Here is a 17,138-nt window from a genome sequence, read left to right as displayed (position 1 = left end):
GCGGGCTCACATCCGGAAGACGCCGAAGCCGCCGCGGGCGCCCTCGACGGGGGCGTTGTGGACGGCCGACAGGCACAGCCCGAGGACGGTACGGGTGTCGCGCGGGTCGATGACCCCGTCGTCGTACAGCCGCCCGGACAGGAACATCGGCAGGGACTCGGACTCGATCTGCGCCTCCACGAAGGCGCGCATCCCGGCGTCGGCCTCCTCGTCGTACGGCTGCCCCTTCGCGGCCGCGGACTGGCGGGCCACGATGGAGAGCACGCCGGCGAGCTGCTGGGGGCCCATGACGGCGGACTTGGCGCTGGGCCAGGCGAAGAGGAACCGCGGCTCGAAGGCGCGGCCGCACATGCCGTAGTGGCCGGCTCCGTAGCTGGCGCCGATGAGGACGGACAGGTGGGGGACGCGGGAGTTGGAGACCGCGTTGATCATCATCGAGCCGTGCTTGACGATACCGCCCTGCTCGTACTCCTTGCCGACCATGTAGCCGGTGGTGTTGTGGAGGAACAGGAGCGGGATGTCGCGCTGGTTGGCGAGCTGGATGAACTGGGCGGCCTTCTGCGACTCGGCGCTGAACAGCACGCCCTGGGCGTTGGCGAGGATGCCGACCGGGTAGCCGTGGAGGGTGGCCCAGCCGGTGACCAGGCTGGTGCCGTAGAGGGGCTTGAACTCGTCGAAGTCCGAGGCGTCGACGATGCGGGCGATGACCTCGCGGGGGTCGAAGGGGGTCTTGAGGTCGGCCGGGACGATGCCGAGGAGTTCCTCGGGGTCGTACGTGGGCTCCTCGGCGGGCTGGGGATCGGGGCGGGGCTTGAGGTGGTTCAGGCGGGCCACCACCCGGCGGGCCTGGCGGATCGCGTCGTGCTCGTCGAGGGCGTAGTAGTCGGCGAGGCCGGAGGTGCGGGCGTGCATGTCGGCTCCGCCGAGGGACTCGTCGTCGCTCTCCTCGCCGGTGGCCATCTTGACGAGCGGCGGACCGCCGAGGAACACCTTGGAGCGGTCCTTGATCATGATGGTGTGGTCGGACATCCCCGGGATGTACGCGCCTCCGGCGGTGGAGTTGCCGAAGACGACGGCGACGGTGGGGATGCCGGCGGCCGAGAGCCGGGTCAGGTCGCGGAAGACCGCGCCGCCCGGGATGAAGATCTCCTTCTGGGAGGGGAGATCGGCACCGCCGGACTCGACGAGGCTGATGCAGGGGAGTCTGTTCTGGCGGGCGATCTCGTTGGCCCGCAGGGCCTTCTTGAGCGTCCAGGGGTTGGAGGCGCCGCCGCGGACGGTGGGGTCGTTGGCGGTGACCAGGCACTCCACGCCCTCGACCGTGCCGATGCCGGTGACGATGGAGGCGCCGACGGGGTAGTCGCTGCCCCAGCCGGCGAGCGGGGACAGCTCCAGGAAGGGCGTGTCCGGGTCGAGGAGCAGCTCGATGCGCTCGCGGGCGAGGAGCTTGCCGCGGTCCTTGTGGCGGGCCGTGTACTTCTCGCCGCCGCCGAGGAGGGCCTTGGCGTGCTCGGCGTCGACCTCGGCGAGGCGTTCCTGTGCGGTGGCGCGGGCGGCGGCGAACTCGGAGGCGTACGGGTCGACGGTGCTGGTGAGTCGGGTCATGGGCCGGTCCCCTCCGGGGCGGGCAGCAGGTGGGTGGGGATGTCGAGGTGGCGGGCGCGCAGCCATTCGCCGAGGGCCTTGGCCTGGGGGTCGAAGCGGTGGGCGGAGGCGACGCCGGCACCGAGGATTCCGGCGATCGTGAAGTTGAGCGCGCGGAGGTTGGGGAGGGCGTGGCGGGTGACGGGGAGGCCTGCGGTCTCGGGGAGCAGGGCCTGAAGGGTCTCGACGGTGAGGGTCCGGTCGAGCCACGCCCAGGCCTCGTCGGATTCCACCCACACCCCGATGTTGGCGTCGCCACCCTTGTCGCCACTGCGGGCGCCGATGAGCCGGCCGAGGGGTACGCGGGCGGTCGGCCCGGCGGGGCTCTCCCCCGCCCCGCCGGATGCGTCCGGCCCCGCGGGCTGCGGGTCGGAGGCGAGCGGCGGTGCGGGCGGCCGCGCCGGAACGGGGTGGCGGGTGCCGTCGGGGAGGACTGCCACGTGGGGGACCGAGGTTGCGGGGATCGTCGACGACGTGAAGACGCCGTACGGCTGGGCCGGGCCCGGCGGGGTCGTGACGTGGAAGCCCGGATAGCTGGCCAGAGCCAGCTCGATGGCCTCCGAGGTCAGCACGCGGCCCACCCGGTCGGCGGAAGGGTCCCGCACCACCAGGCGCAGGAGCGCGCTCGCCGTCTCCTCCGTCGGGGCGTCCTCGTGGTCCGTACGGGCCAGGGTCCAGTCCGCCGTGGCCACCTGGGACAGGGCATCGGCCAGCTGCGCGCGGACGAGCGCCGCCTTCGCCTCGATGTCCAGCCCGGTCAGGACGAAGACCACCTCGTTGCGCCAGCCGCCGATGCGGGTCACCCCCACCTTGAGGGTGGGGGGCGGGGCCTCGCCCATGACGCCCGTGATCGCTACGCGGTCGGGTCCCGCCGATGCGAGGCGGACCGTGTCCAGGCGGGCCGTGACGTCGGGGCCCAGGTAGCGGGGGCCCTGGGTCTCGTACAGGAGTTGGGCCGTGACGGTGCCCGTCGAGACGACCCCGCCCGCACCCGGGTGCTTCGTGATCACCGACGAGCCGTCCTCGGAGATCTCCGCGAGCGGGAACCCGGGGCGGCGGACGTCGTGCGCCGTGAAGAAGGCGTAGTTGCCGCCGGTGGCCTGGGTTCCGCACTCGAGGACATGGCCCGCCACCACCGCCCCCGCCAGCCGGTCGTAGTCGTCCGGCGCCCAGTCGAACCACCAGGCCGCCGGCCCGCTGACCAGGGCCGCATCGGTGACCCGGCCCGTGACGACCACGTCCGCGCCCGCCCGCAGGCAGGCCGTGATGCCGGCGCCGCCGAGGTAGGCGTTCGCGGTCAGCGCGCCCTCGGCGAACGGCATCAGGTCGTCGCCCTCGACATGGGCGACCGACACCGGGACCCCGGCCTTGGCGGCGAGCGCGCGGATCGCGCCGGCCAGTCCCGCCGGGTTCAGGCCGCCCGCGTTGGCGACGATCCGTACGCCCCGCTCGTGGGCGAGGCCGAGGCCCTCCTCCAGCTGGCGCAGGAAGGTCTTGGCGTAGCCGAGGTCCGGGGTCTTCAGCCGGTCGCGGCCGAGGATCAGCATGGTCAGCTCGGCGAGGTAGTCGCCGGTCAGCACGTCCAGCGGGCCGCCGGTCAGCATTTCCTCGAACGCGCTGAAGCGGTCCCCGTAGAACCCGGAGGCGTTGCCGATGCGCAGCGGCCGGCGGCCGGTCATCGCGTGGCCCCCGGGGCGCGGCCGGGGCCCGCGGGGCCTGCGAAGGCCTGGGCGATGTCCAGCCAGCGGCCGGCGTCGGGGCCGGTCGCGGTCAGGGCCAGGTCCGCGCGGTGGGCCCGCTGGGTCACCAGGAGGCAGAAGTCGAGCGCCGGGCCGGTGATCCGGTCCGCCGCGTCCTGCGGGCCGTAGGCCCAGGGCTCCCCGCCGTCCGGGGGTACGAGTTCCACCCTGAACTCCCCGGCGGGCGCGGGCAGTCCCCGTACGGCGAACGCGTAGTCGCGGGCCCGTACGCCGATCCGGGCCACGTGCCGCAGCCGCGCGGTCGGGGTGCGGCGTACTCCGAGGGCGTCCGCGACGTCCTGGCCGTGCGCCCAGGTCTCCATCAGGCGGGCGCTCGCCATGGAGGCGGCCTTCATCGGCGGCCCGTACCAGGGGAACCTGGCGTCGGGCGAGGCCGCGGCGAGCGCCTCGTCGAGGGCGGCGCGCCCGGCCCGCCAGCGGTCCAGCAGTTCGGCGGGCGGCAGCGCGGCGCCCTCTGCGGCGCCCTCGTCCACGAAGGAATCGGGGGACTTGACCGCCTCTTCGACCAGGGCGGCGAAGCCTTCGGCGTCGGTGAGGGAGACCAGCGCGGCCCGGTCGGTCCAGTGCAGGTGGGCGATCTGGTGGGCGACGGTCCAGCCGGGCGCGGGGGTGAGCCCGGCCCATCCGGCGTCGGGCAGGTCCCGTACCAGGGTTTCGAGTTCGAGGCCTTCCTCGCGCAGATCGGCGAAGACGGCGACAGCTGACGGATCGAGCACGGCGGGCTCCCCTTTCGGCGTGAGGGGAAGACTGGCAGCCGCCGGTAAAACAATCAAGCATGCTTGCATGATTTGGTCATCGGGTGCCGCCTTCGCGCCATCGCCTCCAACCAGCAGCCATGGACGGGTATTTGCAGCCCGCCACCGACCCCGGGCAGGTCCGGGGCCTCGGGTGCCGCGGGCCCGGAGGGGGCGATTCAGGCCGTACGTCGGAAAGCACCGAAAGATCACCGGATGTCGCATCGATACTGAACGCTTCGTCCCCCGCTCCGCGAAGAATTCACTCGACGAAGAGGATGAACCGACGTGATCCCAGCCTCTTTCTCCCTCTATCCCGAACTCGACGCGACCACCCTCACCGCCTTCGTCACCGCCCTCGAGACGGGCGACGTCACCGGCCTCGCCCCCGCCCGCGCAGCCGAGGTCGCCGACACCCGGTCCGTCGCCGTCTTCAGCCGCGCCAAGGTCGCCGGCGCCGACGGGGATCTGCTCGACGCCGCGCTGTGGCGGCACAACGGGGTCCAGCCGCGGCCGGTGATCGTGATGCCCTCGCCGTGGACGAACCACGGCTGGCTCCCGTACGCCGTCCAGGCCAGCGTCTTCGCTGCGCGCGGCTACAACGTCCTCGCCTACAGCACCCGCGGCTTCGCCGGCTCCGAAGGCCAGGTCGACGTGGCCGGCCCGCTCGACGTCGCCGACGGCAGCCGGGCCCTGGACCACCTCATCGAGCGCACCGCCGGCCCGGTCACGAGGATCGGCTTCCTCGGGGACTCGTACGGCTCGGGCATCAGCCAGCTCGTCGCCGCGCACGACACCCGCGTCGACGCGGTGGTGGCGCTCAGCACCTGGGGCGACCTCGGCGAGGCCTTCTACGAGAACCGGACCCGGCACGTGGCGTCGGTGGAGGCGCTGCTCAAGGCCGCCTCCAAGGCCCGGCTGAGCCCGCAGACGCAGAGCGTGTTCGAGAACGTCCTCGCGGGCCGCGACATCCGGGGCACCCTGCGCTGGGCCGAGCCGCGCTCGCCGTTCAGCCACATCAAGGAGCTCAACCGCCGCCAGGTCCCGGTGTACTTCTCACACGCCTGGCACGAGACGCTCTTCCCCGGCAACCAGACCCTGAAGATGTTCAACGAGCTCACCGGCCCCAAGCGCCTCGACCTCTCCATCGGCGACCACTCCGGGCCCGAGATGACGGGCATGATCGGCCTGCCCAACCGGATCTGGACGAACGCCCACCGCTGGTTCGACCAGCACCTCAAGGGGATCGACAACGGCATCGCCGACGAGGGCCAGATACTCGGCGAGGTCATGTGGGGCCAGGCCCTGGAACCCCGCCCCACCTGGCATTCCGTCACCGAAGAGGTGCGCCGGCTGTACCTGGTGAGCGGCGGGGAGCTCGCCGAGCGGCCCGAGGCCGGCTGGAGCGCGGGCGTCCTGTGCGGGGTGGACACCCCGGCGACCGTCGCCGACGAGATCGTGCGGTCGGGGTACGACGAGATCGCGGGCCGCCCGAAGGCCTACCGGACCGGCGACATCGACCGCACCGTCGCCGCCGTCTGGGCGACGGACCCGGAGGCGGAGACCACCCGGCTGCGCGGCACGCCCCGCCTGCGCGTCACCTACCGGGCCGCGAACGCCAAGTCGTCGTTCGTCGCGTACCTGCTCGACGTGGCGCCCGACGGGACGGCGCACATCGTCACGCACGCCCCGTACTCCGACCTCGACTCGCCGCCCGACAGCCTGGTCAGCGCCGACATCGAGCTCCAGGCGACGGCGTACGACGTTCCGCGCGGGCACCGGCTGATGCTGGTGATCGACGCCCGCGACCCGTTCTACGGGGACTCCAACCTGCCCCGCGCGACGCTGGCCTTCACCTCCCCGGAGGCCACGCCGTCGTACCTGGACCTGCCGCTGGGATGACGGCCGGATGAGGCCTTCACCGCGGGTGGGGCCTTCGCTGCGGGTGCGCCCGCCCCGCCGAACACCCCCGTAGCCGGCGGGGCGGGCGCGTTCCCGGACTCGACGAACTCGACGGCCTCAACGGCGTCAGACGGGCTGCGCGGTGCGCCGCGTCAGGTCCATCGTCCAGTTGAGGAGCCAGGTCGCGCCCTCGTCGAGGGAGAAGTACTGCTCCCAGCGGGCGGAGTCGGCCCGGATGTCCTTCCACACGAACCGCGCCCGGACGGCCTTGCCTGCGTGGGTGTCCTCGCCCTCGAAGATGCCGGTGCCGTCCGTGAACCGGCCGGCGACCGGCGGGAAGAGGGTCCCGGTGCGGCGGCTCGCCCAGTACAGCGACCACTGCCCGCGCTCCGGGTCGTACAGGCGCAGGGTCAGGCCGGCGAAGCCCTTCGTCGGGAACTCGATCTCGTCGAAGCTCGCGGCGCCGTCGAAGTGGCGGGAGGCCTTGGACAGGGCCGGGAACTCCTCCCAGCCGCTGTCCGGGTCGAGAAAGTCGGTACGCCAGCGGTTGGCGACGTCCCAGGTGCCGAGGAGAAAGTCGAAGTCGTTCATGCAGCGCACCGTAGGAGCACTCCACTGACATCCTGTGTCAGTGAAAGCCGGCCGATTGCTGTCGATCCTGCTGCTGCTCCAGACCCGGGGGCGGATGACCGCCGCCGAGCTCGCGCAGGAGCTGGAGGTGTCCGTCCGTACGGTCTACCGCGACGCGGAGGCGCTGGCCGCGGCGGGCGTCCCGCTGTACGGGGACGCCGGGCACAGCGGCGGCTACCAGCTGCTCGCCGGCTACCGGACCCGGCTGACCGGGCTGAGCACGGGCGAGGCGGAGGCGCTGTTCCTGAGCGGAATGCCGGGTCCCGCGGCGGAACTCGGGCTCGGGCAGGCCCTGTCGGCGGCCCAGCTGAAGCTGCGGGCGGCGCTGCCGGCGGAGCTGCGGGAGCAGGCGGACCGGATGCGGCTGCGGTTCCACCTGGATGCGCCGGGGTGGTACGCGGAGCACGAGGAGACCCCGTACCTGGCGCAGGTCGCGGACGCGGTGTGGCGGGGGCGGGTGATCGAGGTCCGCTACCGGCGGTGGAAGGAGCCGCAGGAGGTGGACCGGCGGCTCGAGCCGTACGGGCTGGTGCTGAAGGCGGGCCGCTGGTACCTGGTTGCCGCCCCGGCGGGGGCGGCGGGGGAGGCGGATGCAACGGGGCCGCGGACGTACCGGGTGGACCAGATCCTGTCGGTCCGCGAGACGGCCCAGGAGTGCCAGCTGCCGGAGGGCTTCGAGCTGGCGGCGCACTGGCGCAGGACGCAGGAGGAGTTCCATGCGCGGCTCCACCCGGAGGAGGCGCTGGTACGGCTCTCCCCGCGGGGCGCTGCGCAGCTGACGGGAGCCCAGGCGCGGGCCCTGGCCGCCGGTGGAGCCCCGGACCCGGAGCTGGCGGGGTGGACCCGGGCGGTCCTGCCGATCGAGTCGCAAGAGCAGGCGCAGGCGCAGTTCCTGGCCCTGGGCCCCGACGCAGAGGTCCTCTCCCCGCCGCCCCTGCGGGCCCGGATCCGAGCCACCCTGGCGGCGATGACGTCCCGCTACGCCTGAGTCCCCGCGGATCGCCAGTGGACTGGCTGAGCCCCTGACCGTCTTACGCGTCCCGCCCCGGAACCCTCTTAGGACAGCCCGGCTCGTGAACCGTCACCCCGCCTTCCGGCCCGCCGATCGGCAGCGGCTGAGCACCGCAACCCGGGCACGACGGTGGTGGGCCGGCCCATCGGCCGGTCGGATAGCCGGGCGGAGTCGTCACGTGCTGATTTCCATGGCGCGGCGGAAGGCCTTGACGACCCGGGCCAGTGCGCGGACATGGTTCCAGATGCCGAGAGGTGAGTTGTCGGGACCGCGGCTGGTGAGGGTGTGCCAGTCCTCCACCGCGGCGGCAGCAACATCGGCCTTCCCCAGGCGGACGACGTCGCTGCGGAGGCGTTCACCGTGCCGTGTCAGATCGAGGAGGAGCACCAAGATCTCCTCGTCGCCGGGCTTCAGGTTGTACGGGACAAGGGCGCGCGCGACGAGGGCGGCTTCGGCGACAGTCATCGCCTCGGCGCCGGAGGTGTTCGCAGGAATTTGGCCCACAACAGATCACTCCTCACGAAGAAGACCGGAGACACTCAATCTCCCTAGGGAGATTTCAGCAGATCTCCCTAGGGAGGTCAAGATAGGTGTGCGGGTGCCCCGCGAGTGGATCCACAGCAAAAGGGCCCACCGAAGTGGGCCCTCGCATGGTGAAGCCGTCAGCTGGTGAAGTCGTACTGCATCACGTACGACCCGGCATCCAGCAGCATGTGATTCACCTCGACCGGCTTGCCCTCTGCTGTCATCGCGGTCCGGTAGATCTCGACCACTGGGGTTGCCGGCAGCAGAGCGAGCAGTTCGACCTCGTCCGAACTGGGCATACGGGCCCGGAGTTCCTCCGTGAAGTCGGCGGGAGCCATGCCCAGATCCGCCAGCCGGGCGTACACGCCGCCGGGGCCGGGATCGGGCTGGGCGATCGGGGTGTCACGGACGGAGTCAGCGGCGAAGTAAGAAGTTGCCTGCTGCACGGGAGATCCGTCCACAACGTACCGGCGGCCACGGATGAGGACCGACTCGCCCTGTTCGAGATGGAGGGCGCGCGTCACCCAGTGTGGCGCGGTCGCCGTTTCGTAGACCTCGATGTCGACGACCTCCATCGCCCGATCGCTCACATCCGCAGCCCAGACAGAGCTCCCGGACGACCACTGAGACCGGGACAATCGTCGCGTGGCCACGCGACGGATCGGCGTGAAGTCACGGACGTATGTGCCGGATCCGGGGCGCGCGTAGGCCGCCCCTTCCGTGACCAGAAGCTTCAATGCGTTGGCGGCGGTCATCTTCGCCACGCCGTACTGCTTGACGAGTGCCGGCTCTCCCGGGAGACGAGCACCAGGGCCGAACTCACCGGAGTCGATGCGCGCCCGCAAATCGTCGGCGATCTGACGCGCCGTCTCGGGCATGACCGGCCTCCATTGCTCCCTAGGGTGGCACCAACTTAGTCAACGCCCAGCAGCTTCGCTAAGCGGCGGGGTGGGCGGAGGGGGCGGTTACGTACAGATGGGGCCGGGGGGCGCCGATGCCGTGGCGTGGAGGAGGTCGCGGAGCAGGGGGAAGTCCACCGCCGACGGGCGGCGGAAGCGGAGGCAGGCCTTGCCCATGTCGTGTCCGGCCAGGCGGTCCGCGAAGGCGTCCCGGATGTCCGTCCGCAGCAGGTAGAACGAGATGTACTGCTTCTGGTTCGCCCAGGCGATCTCCCCCGCCTCCGCCCCGGCCCGTACGTACGCCGGCATGCCGTACGCCATGACCTCCTCGAAGCCCGTCAGCTCCGCCAGGCACAGCTCGCGCAGCCGCGTCAGCGCCTCGCGGCGGGCCTCCGGCGCCTCGGCCAGGTACGCGTCGACCTCGTCCGTCGCCGCCATCAGGCGGCCGCCTTCCGGGTCTGGGAGCGGACCGCGCCCATGCTCGCCGCGATGACCAGCGCGATCGCCAGCGCGTCCGGCGCCGACATCGCCTGGTTCAGGAGCAGGAACCCGGCCGTGGCCGCGATCGCCGGCTCCAGGCTCATCAGGACCGCGAACGTCGGTGCGGGAAGGCGGCGCAGCGCCAGGAGTTCCAGGGTGTACGGCAGGACGGAGGACAGGACGGCGACACCGAGCCCGAGGGCCAGGGTGCTCGGGGCCAGGAGGTCGGAGCCCGCTTCGATCACGCCCAGCGGGAGGGACAGCACCGCCGCCACCGCCATGGCGAGGGCCAGCCCGTCCGCCTGCGGGAAGCGGCGGCCCGTACGCGCGCTGAACACGATGTACGCCGCCCACATCGCGCCCGCTCCGAGCGCGAAGGCCGCGCCCAGGAGGTCGAGGCCGCCGAAGCCGCTGCCGCCGCCGTGGCCGGCCAGCAGGGCGACACCGGCCAGGGCCAGGCCGGCCCACAGCAGGTTCACCAGGCGGCGCGAGACGACGACGGAGAGGACGAGGGGGCCGAGCACCTCGAGGGTGACGGCCGGGCCGAGCGGGATCCGGTCGATGGACTGGTAGAAGAGCCCGTTCATGCCGGCCATCGCCACGCCGAAGGCGACGACCGTGCCCCAGTCCGCGCGCGAGTACCCGCGCACCTTCGGGCGGCACAGGACCAGCAGCACCAGCGCGGCGGCCGCCAGCCGCAGCGTGACCACGCCCGCGGCGCCCGCCCGCGGCATGATCATGACCGCGAGCGCGGCGCCGAACTGCACCGAGATCCCCGCCGCGACCACCAGTGCGACCGGGCCGAAGCGCGACGGGCCGGCGGCCGTCGGGAGAGCCGGAGCCGAGGGGGCCGAAGTCGCGGGGCCGGTGGCCGCCGGGGTGGGGGCGGATTTGGGGGAGGGTGCGGGCATTCATCCAGACTAAGGGGTAGGTAAGGGCCATCGGGCCGTGCGTTGCCTTACAGGCCCTCCGCCAGCAGTTCCGCCAGGTGGCGGGCCCGGCTCCCGTCGTCGCCGGAGAGCTGGGCGATCTGGGTACGGCACGAGAACCCGTCCGCCAGGATCGCGGCGCCGGGCGGGGCTGCGCGCAGGGCGGGGAGCAGCTGTTCCTCCGCGCAGGCGACGGAGACCTCGTGGTGGCCCGGCTCGAAGCCGAAGTTCCCGGCGAGGCCGCAGCAGCCGCCGCTGAGCTCGCCGGTCAGCCCGGCCCGCTCGCGCAGCCGGCGGTCGGCAAAGTCGCCGAGGACGGCGTGCTGGTGGCAGTGGGTCTGGCCGACGGCCGGGCGGTCGAGGCGGGGCGGCTGCCAGTGGGGGGCGTGCTCCTCGAGGGTCTCCGCGAAGGTCCGGACGGCGCGGGCCAGGCGCTCCGCGCGGGGGTCGTCGGGGAGGAGGTCGGGGAGGTCGGTGCGCAGGGCTGCGGCGCAGCTGGGTTCGAGGACGAGGACGGGGTCCTGTTCCTGTGGATCGCCCACGGCGTCGAGGGTGCGGCGGAGGACTTTGCGGGCGCGGTCGAGCCGGCCGGTGGAGATGTAGGTGAGGCCGCAGCAGACTCCCGCCGGGAGGACGGATACGCCGAGGCCGGCGGCCTCCAGGACCGTGACGGCAGCTCGTCCCACCTCCGGGGTGAGGTACTCGGTGAACGTGTCGGGCCAGAGCATGATGCGGGGCCGGGCGGGGCCCTGCTGGCGGGCTTCTCCCCCACCCCGCCCCTTCCCGAAACCGGGGCTCCGCCCCAGACCCCGCGCCTCGGACGCCGGCGAGGCGGGATCTTCCGGGGCGCCGCCGGACGGCCCGGCGCCCGGCGCCGGGGGCAGGGGCCCCGACGGCGGCGCCGCGGCCGGGCTGCCGGGGGCGAGCCCGGACGAACGGCCGAAGGGCTCCGCGTTCCGGCCCGTGCGCCGCCACCAGCGGGTGAAGGGCACGCGGGCCAGCGCAGGCAGCGGGCGTTCGCTCGCGAGGCCCGGGATGCGGACGTGGCGGGCCGCCGCGTTCGCGGGGGCTGCCGCGCGGAGTGCAGCGATGAGGCGGAGCCAGGCCGGCAGGCCGCCCAGGGTGTAGTGGGCCGGCGGGCGGATGCGGCCCGCCCAGTGGCGGTGCAGGAACTCCGCCTTGTACGCGGCCATGTCCACGCCCACCGGGCAGTCGCTGCGGCAGCCCTTGCAGGCCAGGCACAGGTCCAGCGCCTCGGCGACCTCCGGCGAGCGCCAGCCGTCCGTCACGATCTCCCCGGCCAGCATCTCGTGCAGCAGCCTCGCCCGGCCGCGTGTGGAGTGCTGCTCCTCCCCCGTCACCCGGTACGAGGGGCACATCACCCCCTGCCCGGGCACATCCGTCGAGCGGCATTTCGCCACGCCCACGCAGCGTGCCACCCCGTCCGACAGGCCCCCGCCCGGCAGCACCGCGAAGCGGAGGTTCTCGTCCAGGCGGGCCGGGCGGACCAGCATCCCGGGGTTCATCCCGCCCGCCGGGTCCCACACGTCCTTGTACGCGCCGAAGAGCCGGACGACCTCGTCCCCGTACATCCTCGGCAGGAGCTCGGCCCGCGCCTGGCCGTCCCCGTGTTCCCCGGAGAGGGAGCCGCCGTGGGAGACCACCAGGTCCGCCAGATCGGACGAGAACTCCCGGAAGCGGGCGATCCCTGCCTCCGACACCAGGTCGAAGTCGATCCGTACATGGACGCAGCCCTCGCCGAAGTGCCCGTACGGGGTCCCGCGCAGCCGGTGCGCCGCCAGCAGGGCGCGGAATTCCCGCAGGTACGCGCCCAGCCGGGCCGGCGGCACCGCACAGTCCTCCCACCCCGGCCAGGCCATCGAACCGTCAGGCATCCGCGTCGCCGTGCCCGCCGCGTCCTCGCGGATCCGCCACAGCGCCCGCTGCCCCGCCGGGTCCGTGATCACGACCGGGTCCACCGCGTCGGCGGCCCGTACGAGGGACCGGGCTGCGCCCTCGTCCCGCATCTCGACGAACAGCCAGGCTCCCCCGCGCGGCAGCCCGGCCGCGCCACGGACCAGGTCGGCCGCCATGCCCTCCACCGTCAGCGGCCCGAACCCCAGCAGCCCCGCCGCCGCATCCGCCGCCGCGCTCTCGTCCGCGTACCCGAGGACCGCGAGCGCCGGCGCGCGCGGCGCCTCCACCAGGCGTACGACGGCCTCGGTCACCACCCCGAGCGTGCCCTCGCTCCCACAGAAGGCCCGGGCCACCTGCACACCCCGCTCGGGCAGCAGCGCGTCCAGCCCGCCGTATCCGGAGATCCGCCGCGAGAAGCCACCGGCCCCGGACCCGGCCATGCCCGTACGCAGCACCGCCAGGTTCTGCGACACCAGTTCGCGAAGGCCCGCCGGAGCTCCCGGCCAGCCCGTGCCGAGCCGGTACGAGGCGCCTCCGTACGCCGTGACCGCCAGCTCCGCCACGTTGTCCGCGGTGGTCCCCCAGGCCACCGAGTGGGCCCCGCACGCGTTGTTGCCGATCATGCCGCCGAGGGTGCAGCGGGAGTGGGTGGAGGGGTCGGGGCCGAAGGTCAGCCCGTACGGGCGCGCCGCGTCCCGCAGCCGGTCGAGCACCAGGCCCGGCTGGACCACGGCCGTGCGGGCCTCCGGGTCCAGCGACACCAGGGCGTTCATGTGCCGGGTCAGGTCCAGCACCACGCCGACGCCCGTGGCCTGCCCGGCGATGGAGGTGCCCCCGCCACGCGGGACGACCGGTACGCCGGCGTCCGCGCAGATCCGCAGCGCGGCCGCCACGTCCTGCGCGTCGCGCGGGGCGACCACGCCGACCGGGACACGCCGGTAGTTCGAGGCGTCCATCGTCGCGAGGGCGCGCGCCGCGGCCCCGAAGTCCACCTCCCCGCGCAGGTTCCCCCGCAATGTCCGTTCGAGTTCCCCGGGTGACGTCACGGCCCCACCCTCCCACCGGACGGACTCGTCTCATCGGGTGGACGCGCCTCCAAGGCGTGGACCCTGACCGGATACGCTCCGCTGGTGGCCGAGATCCAGATTCCCGCTGACATCAAGCCCGCCGACGGACGCTTCGGCGCGGGCCCCTCCAAGGTGCGGACCGAGGCGCTGGACGCCCTCGCCGCCACCGGTACCTCCCTGCTCGGAACCTCGCACCGCCAGGCCCCGGTCAAGAACCTGGTCGGCTCGGTGCGTCAGGGCATCCGGGACCTCTTCTCCCTCCCCGAGGGCTACGAGGTGATCCTGGGCAACGGCGGCTCCACCGCCTTCTGGGACATCGCGACGCACGGGCTGATCGAGCAGAAGTCCCAGCACCTGACCTTCGGCGAGTTCTCCTCCAAGTTCGCCAAGGCCGCGAAGCTCGCGCCGTGGCTGGACGCGCCGACCGTGATCTCCTCCGAGCCGGGCACGCACCCCGAGCCGGTGGCCGAAGCGGGCGTCGACGTGTACGCGTACACGCACAACGAGACCTCGACGGGTGTGGCGGCGCCGGTCAAGCGCGTCGCGGGCGCCGACGCCGGGTCCCTCGTACTGGTGGACGCGACCTCGGGTGCCGGCGGTCTGCCGGTGGACATCACCGAGTCCGACGTCTACTACTTCGCCCCGCAGAAGTCCTTCGCCTCCGAGGGCGGCCTGTGGCTGGCGGCGTTCTCCCCGGCGGCCCTGGAGCGCGCGGCGCGCGTCCACGCGTCCGGCCGGCACATCCCGGAGTTCTTCTCGCTGCCGACGGCGATCGACAACTCGCTGAAGAACCAGACGTACAACACCCCGGCGCTGTCCACCCTCTTCCTGCTGAACCAGCAGCTGGAGTGGATGAACGGCCAGGGCGGCCTGGAGTTCACGACCGGCCGTACGGCGGCCAGCGCGCGCAACCTGTACGGCTGGGCGGAGGCGTCGAAGTACGCGACCCCGTTCGTCGTGGACGCCGACAAGCGCTCCGCCGTCATCGGCACGATCGACTTCTCGGACGACATCGACGCGGCCGCCGTCGCCAAGGTGCTGCGCGCCAACGGCATCGTGGACACCGAGCCGTACCGCAAGCTCGGCCGCAACCAGCTGCGCATCGCGATGTTCCCGGCGATCGACCCGGCGGACGTGCAGGCGCTGACCGCGTGCATCGACTACGTGATCGAGAAGCTCTGACACTCGATCACCAGCTCACGCGCGCACGCACGGCAGGCGCTCGGCCGGGGTTTCCCGGCCGGGCGTTTTGCGTGCGTCAACCATCCGGTCCGGGCCTCCCAATATCGAGTAGGTGGATTTTCAGTCACCGATTAGGGTCACGCTGATCGTCTTTTGTGTGACCGGGGAGGGCTCATGACCATGCAAAACACCAGGCCGGGGGGCCGGGCGGGCGGCGTGCCCAGACGCGCGCTGTCGCTCGTCCTGGCAGCGGGCACGGTGACGACGGGGCTCATCGCCCTGGCGCCCGCGTCCGCCGCCGCCGACACCGCCGCCGCCGCCGGCACCGTACGAGCCACCGCCGCGGGCAGCAGCACGGTCCTCGGCGCCGTCGAGAACTGGACCCGGGTCTCGCAGAGGCACCCGAACTCCGCCTACTGGAAGTCCGCCGACGCCCTGCGCGCCGGCAACGAGGGCGGCGCCCAGGGCCTGTCCCGCTCCTTCCTCCAGCTCGGCACCGCGAACCTCAAGGGTGCCGACGTCACCGCCGCCACCCTGCGCGTCCGCAACACCTCCGCCGCCACGTGCACGGCCAAGCCCGTCGAACTGTGGAGCGTGGACCCGGTCTCGGCGACGACGACCTGGAAGAACCAGCCCGCCAAGGGCGCGAAGCTGGCCACGGTCACCGCCGCCAAGGGCCGCCCCGGCTGCGCCGCCGGGGACCTGGAGTTCGACGTCACCGCCCTCCTCAAGGACGCCGCGGCCAAGAACCGGACCGCCGTCACCGTCGGCCTGTTCGCCGCCGACGAGAACGACACCTCCGCGTGGAAGCGCTTCGACCCGAAGAGCGCCGTCCTGGAGACCACCGTCGCCCCCGCCGTCCCCGTCACCCCCGCACCGGTCGTTTCGGGGCTGGGCACCTCCCCCGCCACCGCCTGCACCGGCGGCCTCATCGGGAACACACGGGTCAATCTGTTCGCCACCGTCGACGGCGCGGCGACCGGCGCACTGTCCGCCGAGTTCCAGGTCTTCCGGGCCGACACCGGCGCCCTCGTACGGACCGTGTCCGTGCCCGCGATCAAGGGCCGGCCCACCACCCTGGCGGTCCCCGACACCGACCTGCCCACCGGCGACTACACCTGGAACGTGCGCGGCGTCGCCGAAGGCGCCCCGGCCTCCGCCTGGTCGCCGAGCTGTGCGTTCTCGGTGGACCGTACGCGCCCCAGCGCGCCCCCGGTGATCAGCTCGGCCGAGTTCCCCTCCGGGGAGAACGGGTGGCCCGCGCACACCGGCGCCGCCCGCACCCCCGGCACCTTCACCTTCGCGGGCGGCGGTGAAACCGACCTGGCGGAGATCGTCTACTGGACGACCACCGACCCGATCTACCGCTCCGTCGCGCCCGGCGGCAGCGCCGTCATCACCCCGCTGACGGTCGGCCCGCAGAGCGTCCACGCCTACAGCGTGGACAAGGCCGGCAACCGCTCCGACACCGCCAACTACCTCTTCTACACGAACCGCGCCCCGAAGCCCGACGCGGCCGGAGACCTCAACGGCGACGGACACCGCGACCTGTGGACCCTCGACGCCGCCGGCCGCCTCCAGTTCCGCGCGGGCAAGGGTGACGGCACCTTCGCCGCCCCCACCGACGCGGGAGTGACCCTGCCCGTCGGCTCGCAGATCGTGGCGAGCGGGGACTGGAGCGACGACGGCTACAACGACCTGGTGGTACTGGCTCCCGGTGACGGCGGCCGGAAGCTGTGGGTCTACCCGAACACCGGGCTCGGGGTGGTCGACACCGTCAACCGCACCGAACTCTCCGTCTTCGACGAGGCCAACGCCCACTGGTCGGACGCGGACCGGGTGGCCTCCGCCGGCGACGTCGACGGCGACGGCTTGCCCGACCTGCTCGTGCGGCAGGGCGCGCAGCTGTGGCTGTACTACGGCAGCGCCATGGGATACCTGGACTTCACCACGCCCGTCGCCGTGGGCGGCGCGGCCGGCGCCGGCTGGGAGGGTCTCACCGTCGTCGCCCCGGGCGACACCGACGGTGACGGCCTCGCCGACCTGTGGGTACGCGACGACGCCACCGGCGAGCTCTTCGCCGTGCGCGGGAGCGCGGGCGCAGGCGGCACGCTCGACACCGCCGGCTGGGGCTCCGGCCCCCGCACCGCGATCGGCTCCGGGCTCACCGGCGCGGCCTACCCGACGCTCGGCACCCCCGGTGACCTCACCGGTGACGCACGCGCCGACCTGACGGCCACCACCGCCGACGGCGCCACCGTGTACTTCCGCGCCACCGGCACCGGCATCGAGAGCGCCCCGGTCACCCTGGGCTGACCGGATCCACCCGCACGACAGGCGCTCGGCCGGGGTTTCCGGCCGAGCGTTGTGCGTGTCGGCGCAAAGAGCCTGCAAACGGAGAACCACTGCGGCGGCGACCTCGCCGCGGACCCGCCACCGGGACTCCGGCGTCGTCGT

General features: G+C 73.1%; 13 protein-coding genes. 4 read left to right on the top strand and 9 right to left on the bottom strand.

Annotated elements, in window-relative coordinates:
- Positions 1 to 6: 6 nt before the first annotated feature.
- The 3 genes from OHT74_RS22150 to OHT74_RS22140 are packed head-to-tail and all read right to left on the bottom strand — an operon-like array spanning position 7 to position 4,120.
- Positions 7 to 1,605, bottom strand: coding sequence for an acyl-CoA carboxylase subunit beta (locus OHT74_RS22150; protein ID WP_328621148.1), 1,599 nt, complete (start codon positions 1,603 to 1,605; stop codon positions 7 to 9).
- A complete protein-coding gene (locus tag OHT74_RS22145) occupies positions 1,602 to 3,323 on the bottom strand; it encodes an acyclic terpene utilization AtuA family protein (RefSeq protein ID WP_328621147.1) in 1,722 nt (573 codons plus the stop codon). Before OHT74_RS22145 ends, OHT74_RS22150 begins: the two co-directional genes overlap by 4 nt.
- Entirely contained in the window at positions 3,320 to 4,120 is an 801-nt protein-coding gene (locus tag OHT74_RS22140) for a TIGR03084 family metal-binding protein (protein ID WP_328621146.1), read from the bottom strand. Before OHT74_RS22140 ends, OHT74_RS22145 begins: the two co-directional genes overlap by 4 nt.
- Before the next feature lie 306 nt (positions 4,121 to 4,426).
- Here OHT74_RS22140 and OHT74_RS22135 point away from each other — a divergent pair, with 306 nt between their 5' ends.
- Positions 4,427 to 6,040: an alpha/beta fold hydrolase gene (locus tag OHT74_RS22135; RefSeq protein ID WP_328621145.1), complete on the top strand. Its 1,614-nt coding sequence runs from the start codon at positions 4,427 to 4,429 to the stop codon at positions 6,038 to 6,040.
- A 126-nt stretch (positions 6,041 to 6,166) separates the two neighbouring features.
- Here OHT74_RS22135 and OHT74_RS22130 read toward each other — a convergent pair whose 3' ends face one another.
- Positions 6,167 to 6,631, bottom strand: a complete 465-nt coding sequence (locus OHT74_RS22130; protein WP_328621144.1) for a hypothetical protein — start codon at positions 6,629 to 6,631, stop codon at positions 6,167 to 6,169.
- A 40-nt stretch (positions 6,632 to 6,671) separates the two neighbouring features.
- On the opposite strand from OHT74_RS22130, the gene OHT74_RS22125 reads away from it, so the two are divergent.
- Positions 6,672 to 7,658: a helix-turn-helix transcriptional regulator gene (locus tag OHT74_RS22125; RefSeq protein ID WP_328621143.1), complete on the top strand. Its 987-nt coding sequence runs from the start codon at positions 6,672 to 6,674 to the stop codon at positions 7,656 to 7,658.
- Positions 7,659 to 7,856: 198 nt separating this feature from the next.
- Here the strand turns inward: OHT74_RS22125 and OHT74_RS22120 are convergent, their stop codons facing one another.
- The 5 genes from OHT74_RS22120 to OHT74_RS22100 all read right to left on the bottom strand — a co-directional run bounded on the left by OHT74_RS22120 (position 7,857) and on the right by OHT74_RS22100 (position 13,388).
- The gene (locus OHT74_RS22120) at positions 7,857 to 8,186 is read right to left on the bottom strand and encodes a DUF6415 family natural product biosynthesis protein (RefSeq protein ID WP_266666084.1); all 330 of its coding nucleotides are present in this window, start codon (positions 8,184 to 8,186) and stop codon (positions 7,857 to 7,859) included.
- A gap of 158 nt (positions 8,187 to 8,344) precedes the next feature.
- On the bottom strand, positions 8,345 to 9,085 hold the full coding sequence (locus OHT74_RS22115; RefSeq protein ID WP_266666083.1) for a GntR family transcriptional regulator: 741 nt from the start codon (positions 9,083 to 9,085) through the stop codon (positions 8,345 to 8,347).
- A gap of 87 nt (positions 9,086 to 9,172) precedes the next feature.
- Entirely contained in the window at positions 9,173 to 9,544 is a 372-nt protein-coding gene (locus OHT74_RS22110; protein WP_328621142.1) for an iron chaperone, read from the bottom strand.
- Entirely contained in the window at positions 9,544 to 10,497 is a 954-nt protein-coding gene (locus tag OHT74_RS22105) for an EamA family transporter (RefSeq protein WP_328621141.1), read from the bottom strand. Before OHT74_RS22105 ends, OHT74_RS22110 begins: the two co-directional genes overlap by 1 nt.
- A 47-nt stretch (positions 10,498 to 10,544) precedes the next feature.
- On the bottom strand, positions 10,545 to 13,388 hold the full coding sequence (locus OHT74_RS22100) for an FAD-binding and (Fe-S)-binding domain-containing protein (RefSeq protein ID WP_328623367.1): 2,844 nt from the start codon (positions 13,386 to 13,388) through the stop codon (positions 10,545 to 10,547).
- Between the two features lie 174 nt (positions 13,389 to 13,562).
- Here OHT74_RS22100 and serC point away from each other — a divergent pair, with 174 nt between their 5' ends.
- A complete protein-coding gene (serC, locus tag OHT74_RS22095; RefSeq protein ID WP_266666080.1) occupies positions 13,563 to 14,681 on the top strand; it encodes a phosphoserine transaminase in 1,119 nt (372 codons plus the stop codon).
- A gap of 174 nt (positions 14,682 to 14,855) precedes the next feature.
- Entirely contained in the window at positions 14,856 to 16,997 is a 2,142-nt protein-coding gene (locus OHT74_RS22090; RefSeq protein ID WP_328621140.1) for an FG-GAP-like repeat-containing protein, read from the top strand.
- Positions 16,998 to 17,138: the final 141 nt, after the last annotated feature.

It is taken from the genome of Streptomyces sp. NBC_00354, assembly GCF_036106915.1.
Classification (GTDB): domain Bacteria; phylum Actinomycetota; class Actinomycetes; order Streptomycetales; family Streptomycetaceae; genus Streptomyces.
Note: the sequence above shows the minus strand (reverse complement) of the source record. Positions and strands in the feature narration are given on the sequence as shown.